Genomic DNA, 11,052 nt, shown 5'->3' with positions numbered 1-11,052 from the left:
CAGGCGCGCGGAATTGAGTTGTACGAGACGTCTCGTCTCGCCTAGAGTCCGGCCCATGACCTCACCCAGGCCCGCCCATGTCGCCATGTTCTCCATCGCCGCCCACGGGCACGTGAACCCGAGTCTGGAAGTGATCCGTGAGCTGGTCGCCCGGGGGCACCGGGTCAGTTACGCGATCCCCGCCGTCTTCGCCGACAAGGTCGCCGCGACCGGAGCCCGGCCGGTGATCTACACCTCCCTCCTGCCGCCGCCCGACGCGGACCCCGAGGACTGGGGCACGGAACTGATCGACAACGTCGAGCCGTTCCTGGACGACGCGATCCAGGCGCTGCCGCAGCTGGCCGAGGCGTTCGAGGACGACCTCCCCGACCTGGTCCTGAGCGACATCACGTCCTACCCCGCGCCGGTCCTCGCGCACCGCTGGGGCGTGCCGTACGTCCAGCTCTCGCCGAACATGGTCGCCTGGGACGGGTACGAGGAGGTCGCCGCGCCGATGACCGCCGAGCTGGAGTCGACGGAGCGGGGGCGGGCGTACCTGGCCCGGTTCACGGCGTGGCTCGACGCGCACCACATGGACCACACCGACCGGGACCGGCTGGTCGCCCGGCCCGGCCGGTCCCTCGTCCTCATCCCCCGGGTGCTCCAGCCGTACGCGGAGAAGGTGGACGAGTCCGTCTTCACCTTTGTCGGCGCCTGCCAGGGGGACCGGACGGAACAGGGGGAGTGGCGGCGGCCCGAGGGGGGCGGGAAGGTGCTTCTGGTGTCGCTGGGCTCGGCGTTCACCAAGCAGCCGGCGTTCTACCGGACGTGTGTGGAGGCGTTCGGGGGGCTGCCGGGGTGGCACGTCGTCCTCCAGATCGGCGCGTTCGTGGACGACGCCGAGCTGGGTGACGTACCGGCGAACGTAGAGGTCCACCGCTGGGTTCCGCAGCTGTCGGTCCTGCGGCAGGCCGACGCGTTTGTCACTCACGCGGGCGCGGGCGGCAGCCAGGAGGGGCTGGCGACGGGCACCCCGATGGTCGCGGTCCCGCAGGCGGTGGACCAGTTCGGCAACGCCGACACACTGGTCTCCCTGGGGGTGGCCCGGCGCCTCGACACGGCGGACGTGACGCCGGAGAGGCTGCGGGAGGCGGTCCTCGCCGTGGCCTCGGATCCGGAGGTGGCGCGCGGACTACGGTCGATCCGGGCGGAGATGGCGGCGGAGGGCGGCACGCGGCGGGCGGCGGACCTGATCGAGGACATGCTGCCGCCGGACGGGCCCGGAGGCGCGCCCGGCGGCGGGGAGCGGGACGTGTGACGCGTGTGCTGTACGGCTCTTGTAGGGCCATGACCCAGGTAAGCGCATAAGGGGCCATGGGATGATCTTGAAGCTCTGAAGGCCCGCTCAACGGCATGGTGTTGCTGGATGCCCGGTGTTTCCAGTATCACCGTGGGCTGCTTGACGTCCCGAGTACGCCGCTTCCGCCCGGCAGTAAGAAGGCGATCACCGACGACGCCTTCGAGTGGGAGCGGTGCCCCGCGGGCCCGATCGGTCCGGCTCGGCGGGTGGGTAGACCACAGCGAAGGGCTCTCTCCGCCGCTACGGGCGGCGGATTCCAGCGGTCGTCGCAACACAGAGTGTGTGGCGGTGATCCTATGGGGCGGAGTTGAGGGCCCGGACGAGTTGGCCGGTGGTGGGCGAACCGGCCCGCCCGTCCGGCGTCGCGTGGACGTGGCGGGTGAGCCCGTAGGTTTCGGCCGTGGGCGGGAAAAGATCGCGTCCATCGATTCGGATGGCGGGGGCGGCCGTTCAGCTCAGCGGCCACGGCCGCGCGCGTCCGGTTCGCGGGGCCTTGGCCAGTTCCCGGCGGCTGATCATCACCATGCGGTGCCACAGGGTTGAGTATCCGCGGTACAGCGGTTGACGATGAGAATGATCATGGTCTCGCCGGGGGCCGGCGTCGGCTGCGGGTGCCGGGATTCACGCGGGAACCGTGCGTGGTCACTCCGTGGTGATGATGCCCAGTGCGAAGCCTTCCGGGTCGATGACGGGCCAGGCCGTCACGCCGTGTGCGCGCATCGTGGTGGCGACGGTCGAGGCGGGCATGTCGGCGCCGGCGAACGGACTGCCGGCAGGGGGAAGGTCGCGTAAGCGGGTCTGCTGGGTGTACCAGGGCTGGGTGCGGTAGAGGTCGAGATCGGCGGGGGTGACAAGGCCGGTGCACCGGCCGTCCTCGCCTCGTACGAGCAGGTGGTCCGCATGCGCGCTGTGCAGGATCGACAGCGTCTTGTCCACGGTGGTGTGGTCGCTGACCTGAAGGTCCGCGGGGGTCATGACGTCTGCGGCGGTGGGTTCCTGAGCCCGGGCGATCCGGATGGGTGTCATGGGGCACTTCCTTCCTGGTGGGGGTCATTTCCCCGGCCGGGAGTGGCGGACACTCGTGTCGGTCGGGGGATGGTGCGGACGAAGCGGCGCTGGTGGTCAGTCCCGGGCGGCTTCCAAATGCTGGTCCAGGCGCTGGTCGATCCAAACCGTCAACCGGTCGACCTCGGTGGTGTCGCCCGCCGCGCGGGCCTTGCGCAGCAGGTCGGCGGCCTCGGCCAACTGGTGGTCGTTGTTGCTGGAACGCTTGTAGGGCACAGGTGCCTCCGGTTCGGGGTGTGCGGGACGGGCCGGAGACGGGGACTGCTGGGTACGGCGTTGGTGGCGGTGACGCCACGAAGTGCCAGCAGGGCCCCGACTCCGGCGGCGTCGGTCGGGGTGCTGGTGGGGGCGTCGTGACCGGACAGGTAATGCGTGGCTTCGAATCGCACCCGTGTCCTCCTTCATCATCGTCGCGGGCAGGGCTGGGGTGGGCTCACCGGCCCGCTTTCGCGGCCTCCGGGGCGGTGGCGCCGTTGGTGGGCTGGTGGGGCAGCAGTCCGGCGCCGTGCAGATGGGCGCGGGCATAGGCGATGGCCTGGGGGGTGGAGGCGAAGACCCTGCCGTCGGCGCGCAGAGTGTCCAGGATCCCCAGGGCGTCCAGGCGCGGGCCGTGTACGTCGCGGATGTCGGAGACGAGGACCAGCGCACCGCGCTGGGTGAGTTTGTCGATCGCGTCGCCGAGTACCCGGGCGCCGGAGGCGTCCATCGCGCTGACCCTCGACATCCGCAGGATCACCACCTTGAAGTGTGTGGTTTCGGTCAGCTCCAGCAGGAAACGGTGGGCCGCGGCGAACAGCAGCGGTCCGTCCAGGCGGTACGCCACGATGTGCTCCGCCAGCAGATCCCGCTCCTCCCGGTGGTTGTCGGCCGGTACCAGACCCTCGTGCAGGGGCACTTCCTCGATCCGGGCGGCCTGTGACACCGCGCGCAGCGCCAGCACACCGGACACGACCAGTCCCGCGATTACCGCGGTGACCAGGTTGAACGCCAGGGTGGCGACAGCGGTAAGGGCCAGGATCAGGGCCTCGCCCCGGCCGCTGCGGGCCAGCGCGCGCAGCGAGCCGACCTCGACCATGCGGACCGCAGTGGCGATCAGCACACCGGCCAGCGCGGCCAGCGGGATCCCGCCGACGAGCGGGGCGGCGGCGAAGACGATCACTGCGAGTACAGCGGCGTGGATGAGCGCGGCGAGTCGGGAGGCGGCTCCGGAGCGGACGTTGACGGCCGTACGCGCGATTGCCCCGGTCGCCGCGACTCCGCCGAACAGCGGGGCAACCAGGTTGGCCAGGCCCTGGCCGAACAGCTCCCGGTCCGAGTCGTGCCGCTCCGAGACACTCATGGCATCGGCGGCGGTCGCTGCCATCAGCGACTCCAGCGCGGCGAGCGCGGCCACGGCCAGCGCAGAGGGCAGCAGCGAGGGAACGGTCGAGGGGGCCAGGAATTCCAGGGAGGGCGCCGGGATGCCGGCGGGCAGATGCCCGATCGTGGCCACGTGCAGATGCAGCAGCGGTACGGCCGCGGTGGCGGCGGCGACCGCGAGCAGCGAGAAGGGGATCGCCGGCCGGCGGCGCGCGCCCACCAGCATCACCGCGACCACGGCGACCGTGATCGCGAGCGCGGCCCCGTCCGGGTGGGTGGCGAAGTCACCGGCCGCGGCGAACGCGACCACGGCCGGATTGTCACCCGGTGGCGCCTTGACGCCGAGAGCTCCGGGGATCTGCTGTAGAGCGATCACGCCGGCGATGCCCAGGGTGAAGCCCTCCACCACCGGGACCGGAACGTACGCCATGAAGCGGCCCGTACGCAGCAGAGCCAGCAACACCAGGACCGCTCCGGCCAGCAGCCCGACCGTCAGCACGCCCTTGACGCCGTACTGGTGGACGATCGGGACCAGGACCACGGTCATCGCGCCGGTGGGGCCGGACACCTGGAGGTGGGATCCGCCGAAGACCGCCGCGATCGCGCCGGCGACGACCGCGGTGACCAGCCCCGCCTCAGCCCCGGCCCCCGAGGAGATCCCGAACCCCAGAGCCAGGGGCAAGGCCACAATGGCGACCGTCAGACCCGCGAGGAGGTCCTTGCGCGGGGAGCGGCCCATGGTCGCGAGGATCCGCCGGTCGGGCAGCACGGCCCGCAGCCGGTCACGCACCAGGAGAGCGGCCCGGCCGGCGGCACCGGAAGCGCTCACGCGCTTTTCACCGCAACGTCGCGGTCCGCCTCGCGCAGTTCGGCCAGCAGGTCCTGCTGTCCCGACAGCAACTCCGTCAGGATCCGTCGCGCGGCCCGCATCAGCTCCGCGACGTCCCCGCCGGCCAGGGCGTAGACCACCGTGTCGCCCTCCCGGGTGGCCGTCACAATGCCCGAGCGCCGCAGCACCGCCAGCTGCTGGGACAGATTGGAGCGCTCCACCTCGATCCGGGCCAGCAGGTCACGCACCGGCATCGGCCCGTCCTGCAACAGCTCCAGCACCCGGATCCGCACCGGATGACCCAGCATCCGGAAAAACTCCGCCTTCGCCTGATACAGCGGAATCGGCACCGCCACCAGCCCCTCTCCCACTCAGCCCCGACCTGGCCCGCCCCCGGACAGACAGACCTCGATACCGCTCTCCCGCAGCACCACTCACTTGTTTGCGTGCTGCCCCACGTAAAAGAGCACCCAGACGAACCCGGCGAAGAGATGGGTCCCGAAGAGGTAGATCAGGAACCGGAACTTCACCCCGCGTTCCTTCCAGCCTTCGCTCTCACTCACCGCACGCCTCCACTCAGTGGCCCACACGTCCGACCCCCTCGATGCGTGATGCATCATGTGGTCAATTGAAGAATACTTCAACTGGCCTGTGAGCGGCCCGGAGTGCCGGGTGATCTTCACGGTGTACGAGATGAAGCGTCCGGGAGCTGATGGCGAGCCGTGTTGCGGCCCGGCGGAGCGACCGCGAGGCCCGTCGCTCCGGTGCCGAGGGTTCCGGCCGTGGCACCGAGCAGAGCGGCGAGTCCTGAGTCCGTCGCGCCGCGCCACTGTGACGGATCGGCGACGGCCACGCGAGATGATGATCAGCCATCTGCCGACGCTGTTCCGCAGGTCGGCGCCTTCAAGGCTTCAAGATCATCCCATGGCCCCCTTTGGGCCTATCCGGGTCATGCCCCTTGTACGGCGGCCGGGACCAAGGCGCGTGACGCGTCCTGATCCCGGCCGCCGTACAACAGGGCGTCAGGTCCGCGCCGGGACCTGCGTGTCCGTGTCCCGCGTGTCCGTGTCCGTGTCCTTCCGCGCCGGGCCCTCCGGCGCCGGGATCTCGTCGTGCGTCAGGTCGGGGAGCCAGGACAGCCACCGGGGGAAGTACCAGTTCCGGTCGTCCAGCAGCGCCATCACCGCCGGGAGCAGCACTCCCCGGATGATCGTCGCGTCGATCAGGACCGCCGCCGCCAGGCCCACGCCCATCTGCTTCATGGACTGCATCGACAGCGTGCCGAAGATCGCGAAGACCGCCACCATGATGACCGCCGCACTGGTCACCACCCCCGCTGTCGTCACCACGCCGTGGGTGATGGCGTCCCGGGTCGTACGGCCCTGCATCCGGGCCTCACGGATCCGGGAGACCACGAAGACGTGGTAGTCCATCGAGAGCCCGAACAGGATCACGAACAGGAACAGCGGCAGCCACGAGATGATCGCGCCGACGCCCTCCGCCCCCACCAGCGAGGCGCCCCAGCCGTGCTGGAAGACGATCGTCAGGATCCCGTACGCGGCGCCCACCGACAGCAGGTTGAGCACGATCGACGTCACCGCGATCGTCAGTGACCGGAAGCAGAGCAGCATCAGCAGGAACGCGAAGGCCACCACGAAGGCGAACACCGGGGTGACCGCCCCCACGATCTGGTCGTTGAAGTCCTTCGAGCCCGCGACCTGGCCGGTCACCGGCGCCGAGACGCCGGACACCTTGCCGAACGTGTCGGGGCGGACCGTGTCCCGCAGCAGCGCCAGGCTCTTCTCCGCACGGTCCTGGTCGGACCCGCCGACCAGCGGCACGGTGATGATCGCGACGTTCTCCGCGTCGTGGGTCACCACCTCCACGGGCCCCCGCGAGGCGCCCGAACTCACCGCCTGGGAGCGGAAGTCCGCGATGGCGCTGCGGACCGGCTCCGCGTTGATGTCGGTGGCCTCGACCACCACCTCCGCCGGCTCCGCGCCGCCGGGGAACGCCTCGTTGACCAGTTCGTACGTACGGACGATGGGCAGCCGGTCGCCGAACTCCTGGTCCAGTGTGAGGTTCTGGGTGTTCATGCCCACGGCGGGCAGCGCGATCGCCGCGAGCGCGCCGGCCGCGATCACCAGCGAGACCTTCGGCCGGCGCAGCACCCGCTCCAGGACCGCCCGCCAGAAGCGGCTCTCGCCACCGGAGCCGGCGGAGCCGGCGGAGCCACCGGAGCCACCGGAGCCACCGGAGCCACCGGAGCCACCGGAGCCACCGGAGCCACCGGAGCCACCGGAGTCTCCGGAAGCACCAGGGCCACCGCCCTTGCCGCGCCGCCGCTTCGCCCGGTTCAGGAACGGCAGCCTGCCCCGCTCCACCCGGTGCCCGAGCAGCGAGAGCAGCGCCGGAAGCACCGTCACCGACCCGACCATCGCGACCGCGACGACCATCAGCGAGGCCAGGCCCATCGCCTGGAACTCCGCAAGACCGGTGAAGAGCATGCCCGCCATCGCGACACACACGGTCACCCCGGACACCACGATCGCGCGCCCGCTCGTCGCCGCCGCGATCCGCAGCGCCGTCTCCGGATCGCGCCCGGCCTCCCGCTCCTCCCGCTCGCGCCGCAGGTAGAACAGGCAGTAGTCGACCCCCACCGCCAGCCCCACCAGCAGCATCACCGAGTCCGCGGTGTCGCTCATCGGCTGGTAGTGACTGACGATCGCCATCAGCCCGGTTGTGGCCAGGATCGCCGTCAGGGCCAGCGCCACCGGCAGCAGCGCCGCGACCAGCGCGCCGAACGCGATCAGCAGGATGCCCAGCGCCACCGGCACCGCCGACAACTCCGCCTGCTTGAAGTCGTCCCCGAACGCGTCGTCGAAGGTCTTGCCCATGCTCGCCCCGCCGATCTCCGCGATCAGCAGGCGGCCCTCGTACTTCTCCTGGACCCCCGCGACCGCCTTGATCACCGGCTCGACCCGCTCGCTCGCCGTGTCCGGGTCCCCCCGGATGTCGAAGCGCACCAGCGCGCTGCGCCCATCCTTGGATATGGTCCCGGAGTCGTACGGCGAGGTCACCTCGGCCACCAGACCGGTACGGCCCACCGCCTCGACCACCGCGGCGACGGCCTCCCGGAACTCCGGGGCCTTCGAGGTCGTTGACCTGTCAGTGGCCCGGACGAGCACCGACTCGCCCACCGGCTCCTTGAGTCCCGCGTCCTCGATGATCCGCTGCGCCTGCCCGACCTCGCCGGAGAGCTGCTCGCTCTCCTTGACATCCACCCGGCCCGCCGCCGAGCCCAGCCCCATGGCGATCACGACGAACAGCACCCAGATGCCCACCGCCGCCCACCGGTGGCGTGCGCTCCAACTCCCGGCCCGGGCGGCGATGCCGCGCGGACCCTCCCCAGTTCTCCCCATGACGGGCCAGCCCCCTCGTACCTGAAGGCGGCACAGCGCCGCTTTCCTCCGGTTCCACGCTAGGGGCGCGTTCCGGCCGTCTCCTCCTGCTCTCCGGTGAGCGGGACGAGGGCGGTCTCCTCCCTGCGGACCGGGTCCATCCCTGACCCGCGCGATACGGGCCCCTTACAACGACCTTCGGTGACCCCTCCCGGACGCGGTGTCCGGCCCCGCCGGGCACGTTGCCCCACGGGGCGCCCCGGCCGCCTCTATCGTGGGTGGATGACCACGACGTACGCGGCTCTCCTGCGCGGAATCAATGTGAGCGGCCACAAGCGCGTCCCCATGGCCGACCTGCGCGCACTGCTCTCGGGGCTGGGCCACGGCGGCGTCGTCACCTACCTCCAGAGCGGCAACGCCGTCTTCACCAGCGCCTCCGACGACGAGAACGCCGTCGCCCGCGAGCTGGAACAGGCCATCGAGGAACGCTTCGGGTTCTCCGTGGAGTGTGTGGTGCGCGACGGCGCATATCTGCGTGCCGTCGTCGATGCCTGCCCCTTCCCCGCGGACACGCTGGAAGGCAAACAGCTCCATGTCACCTTCTTCTCCGCGCCGGTGGACCCCGGACGCCTCGCGTCCGTGGACCCGGCCGGCTACCTCCCGGAGGAGTTCCGGCTGGGCGACCGGGCGCTCTACCTGTACGCCCCCAACGGGCTCGGCCGTTCCAAGCTCGCGGAGGCCCTCGGCAGACCGGCCCTGTTCAAGGGCGTCACCGCCACCAGCCGCAACTGGAACACCGTCGTCAAACTGGTGGAGCTGACCCGTGACTGAGCTGACGTCCGCCGTCACCGGCGCCGTCGAGGCCGAACTGCGGTTCCTCGACCCGGCGGTGAACTCGTCCCCCGAACTCCTCGCGGAACTGCTCCACCCCGACTTCAGGGCGTTCGGCTCCTCGGGGCGGATCTGGGACCGCGACTCGTTCATCGACGTCCTGCGCACGCGCAGCCCGGTCCGCCCGGTCACCGCCTCCGCCATGCGGGGCGCCCAACTCGCCCCCGACCTGGTGCACCTGACCTTCGACACCGACTCCAACGGCCGCCGCGCCCACCGCAGCTCCCTGTGGCGGCTGACCGACGGCGCCTGGAAGCTCTACTTCCACCAGGGCACGGTCTTCGGCCACGAGACAGAGGACGACGTCCCCTGGGGCGCGCCTCCGCGGTGAGGACGAGCACCCCTCCACGCTCAAGCGGGGCCTCGCCTATGCTCGAAGCGCGGGGACCGCTCAGGTCAGTGCGGTTCTGACCTGCGGCAACACCGAACGGAGTCAGGATGCGCCACATCGTCATCGGGTCGGGAGCGGTCGGTGGCAGCATCGGCGGGCGGCTGGCCGAGACCGGGCAGGAAGTGGTCCTCGTCGCCCGGGGCGCCCACTACGAGGCGCTGCGCACCCACGGCCTGCGTCTCACCACCCCCGACGGCACCCGCGTGCACCGGCTGCCGGTCGTGGAGGGCCCCGAGGCGCTCGTCCTGTGCCCCGACGACGTGCTGCTGCTCTCCGTGAAGACCCAGGACAGCGCGGCGGCCCTGGACGCCTGGTCCGGCCGGCCGGTCGAGGGCGGCGGTACGGCGGGCGAACTGCTGCCCCTGGTCTGCGCGCAGAACGGCGTGGAGAACGAACGGCTCGCCCTGCGGCGCTTCCGCCACGTCTACGGGATGTGCGTCTGGCTGCCCTCGTCGCACGTCGACCCCGGCGAGGTCGTGGCCCCGTGCACGCCGTACACCGGCATGCTGCACGTCGGCCGGTACCCCTCGGGAATCGACGCCACCGCCCGCCGCATCTCCGCGAGCCTGGAGAAGGGCACGCTCCTCGCGCCGCTCGTCCCGGACGTGATGCGCTGGAAGTACACCAAGCTCCTCGCCAATCTCGCCAACTCCCTCGGGGCCCTCACCGGGCCGCTCGACACCGACGAGGCGAGGCTGATCCAGCGGCGCGCGTACGACGAGGGCCGGGCGGTTCTCACGGCGGCCGGGATCGACGCGGTGAGCCCGGAGGAGGCGGCCGAGGTCCGGGGCGATCACCTCCGTCTCGATCCGGACCTCGCCGCCGGGCGCGACGGGAGTTCGTCCTGGCAGAGCCTCAGCCGGGGCACCGGCTCGATCGAGGCGGACCATCTCAACGGGGAGATCGTCCTGTTGGGGCGGCTGCACGCCGTCCCCACCCCGGTCAACGAGACCCTGGCGCGCGTGGCCAACACCTTCGCCCGCGAACGCCGGCGGCCCGGCTCGCTGTCCGTCGCCGAACTGGCCGCGCTCATCGACGCGGCCTCGGGCGTGGCTGCGGAGTAGCGCGCAAATGGCCCAGCGGAACGGGGGAGAAATGGCCCGTGAGAGAGGGCCATCCGGTGGCTAGTCTTGTCCGTATGACCTCGCAGACGCCCTTGGGCGCGGACCAGGAAGCCCCCGCCACCGTCGACTTCTACTTCGATCCGGCCTGCCCGTTCGCCTGGATCACCTCTCGCTGGATGCTGGAGGTCGAGCGGGTGCGGCCCGTCGACCTGCGGTTCCGGGTGATGAGCCTCCACCTGCACAACACCGGCAACGAACTCCCCGACTGGTACCGGGATCTGGTCGACCGCTCGGTCGGTCCCGTACGGGTCGCGGTGGCCGCCGCCGAGCAGCGCGGTGAGGCCGTTCTGCGGGACCTGTACACCGCGTTCGGGACCCGGATCCACCAGCGCAAGGAAGCGGACTTCGACGTGGTGATCGGTGAGGCTCTCGCGGAGCTCGGGCTGCCGGCCGGCCTCGCGGGGGCCGCGCACGATCCGTCGTACGACGAGGCCGTGCGGCACAGTCACGACCGGGGCAAGGACCCCGCCGCCGACGCGTACGTGGGGACGCCGACGATGCACGTCGACGGGGCGGTGTGGTTCGGGCCGGTGCTGAACTCCGCGCCGCGCGGGGAGGCCGCCGGGCAACTCTTCGACAGTGTGCGGGTGCTGGCCGGATATCCGGACTTCTTCGAGCTCAAGCGGACTCGTACGGGCAGTCTCACGCCGTAG

General features: G+C 71.1%; 10 protein-coding genes and 1 pseudogene. 5 read left to right on the top strand and 6 right to left on the bottom strand.

Annotated features, from left to right (window positions below):
- Positions 1–12: 12 nt before the first annotated feature.
- Positions 13–1,297: pseudogene (gene mgt, locus ACIO1C_RS16305) on the top strand (macrolide-inactivating glycosyltransferase).
- A 684-nt stretch (positions 1,298–1,981) separates the two neighbouring features.
- On the opposite strand, the gene ACIO1C_RS16300 reads toward mgt, so the two are convergent.
- The 6 genes from ACIO1C_RS16300 to ACIO1C_RS16275 all read right to left on the bottom strand — a co-directional run bounded on the left by ACIO1C_RS16300 (position 1,982) and on the right by ACIO1C_RS16275 (position 8,014).
- Entirely contained in the window at positions 1,982–2,365 is a 384-nt protein-coding gene (locus ACIO1C_RS16300; protein ID WP_401863588.1) for a CBS domain-containing protein, read from the bottom strand.
- Between the two features lie 96 nt (positions 2,366–2,461).
- Entirely contained in the window at positions 2,462–2,620 is a 159-nt protein-coding gene (locus ACIO1C_RS16295) for a hypothetical protein (protein ID WP_401863585.1), read from the bottom strand.
- A 217-nt stretch (positions 2,621–2,837) separates the two neighbouring features.
- Positions 2,838–4,502, bottom strand: a complete 1,665-nt coding sequence (locus ACIO1C_RS16290; protein ID WP_401864141.1) for a SulP family inorganic anion transporter — start codon at positions 4,500–4,502, stop codon at positions 2,838–2,840.
- Positions 4,503–4,588: 86 nt separating this feature from the next.
- Complete coding sequence (locus tag ACIO1C_RS16285) at positions 4,589–4,942, bottom strand: ArsR/SmtB family transcription factor (protein ID WP_401864139.1); 354 nt, start codon at positions 4,940–4,942, stop codon at positions 4,589–4,591.
- An 84-nt stretch (positions 4,943–5,026) separates the two neighbouring features.
- A complete protein-coding gene (locus ACIO1C_RS16280; protein ID WP_401863582.1) occupies positions 5,027–5,155 on the bottom strand; it encodes a DUF6126 family protein in 129 nt (42 codons plus the stop codon).
- A gap of 459 nt (positions 5,156–5,614) precedes the next feature.
- Positions 5,615–8,014, bottom strand: coding sequence for an MMPL family transporter (locus tag ACIO1C_RS16275; RefSeq protein ID WP_401863579.1), 2,400 nt, complete (start codon positions 8,012–8,014; stop codon positions 5,615–5,617).
- A 261-nt stretch (positions 8,015–8,275) separates the two neighbouring features.
- On the opposite strand from ACIO1C_RS16275, the gene ACIO1C_RS16270 reads away from it, so the two are divergent.
- The 4 genes from ACIO1C_RS16270 to ACIO1C_RS16255 all read left to right on the top strand — a co-directional run bounded on the left by ACIO1C_RS16270 (position 8,276) and on the right by ACIO1C_RS16255 (position 11,052).
- Positions 8,276–8,824 (top strand): DUF1697 domain-containing protein, encoded by a 549-nt coding sequence (locus ACIO1C_RS16270; RefSeq protein ID WP_401863576.1) that lies wholly within the window; start codon positions 8,276–8,278, stop codon positions 8,822–8,824.
- Entirely contained in the window at positions 8,817–9,215 is a 399-nt protein-coding gene (locus tag ACIO1C_RS16265; RefSeq protein ID WP_401863573.1) for a DUF4440 domain-containing protein, read from the top strand. The genes ACIO1C_RS16270 and ACIO1C_RS16265 overlap by 8 nt, the downstream gene beginning before the upstream one ends.
- A 107-nt stretch (positions 9,216–9,322) precedes the next feature.
- Positions 9,323–10,339, top strand: a complete 1,017-nt coding sequence (locus ACIO1C_RS16260) for a ketopantoate reductase family protein (protein WP_401863570.1) — start codon at positions 9,323–9,325, stop codon at positions 10,337–10,339.
- Positions 10,340–10,413: 74 nt separating this feature from the next.
- A complete protein-coding gene (locus ACIO1C_RS16255; RefSeq protein ID WP_401863567.1) occupies positions 10,414–11,052 on the top strand; it encodes a DsbA family protein in 639 nt (212 codons plus the stop codon).

Source organism: Streptomyces sp. NPDC087420, assembly GCF_044744165.1.
In the GTDB taxonomy this organism is placed as follows: domain Bacteria; phylum Actinomycetota; class Actinomycetes; order Streptomycetales; family Streptomycetaceae; genus Streptomyces.
Note: the sequence above shows the minus strand (reverse complement) of the source record. Positions and strands in the feature narration are given on the sequence as shown.

Coding starts and splice junctions, on each gene's coding strand:
- ACIO1C_RS16270 (WP_401863576.1), top strand. CDS start 8,276: ATGACCACGACGTACGCGGCTCTCCTGCGCGGAATCAATGTGAGCGGC.
- ACIO1C_RS16255 (WP_401863567.1), top strand. CDS start 10,414: ATGACCTCGCAGACGCCCTTGGGCGCGGACCAGGAAGCCCCCGCCACC.
- ACIO1C_RS16290 (WP_401864141.1), bottom strand. CDS start 4,502: ATGGGCCGCTCCCCGCGCAAGGACCTCCTCGCGGGTCTGACGGTCGCC.
- ACIO1C_RS16300 (WP_401863588.1), bottom strand. CDS start 2,365: ATGACACCCATCCGGATCGCCCGGGCTCAGGAACCCACCGCCGCAGAC.
- ACIO1C_RS16275 (WP_401863579.1), bottom strand. CDS start 8,014: ATGGGGAGAACTGGGGAGGGTCCGCGCGGCATCGCCGCCCGGGCCGGG.
- ACIO1C_RS16260 (WP_401863570.1), top strand. CDS start 9,323: ATGCGCCACATCGTCATCGGGTCGGGAGCGGTCGGTGGCAGCATCGGC.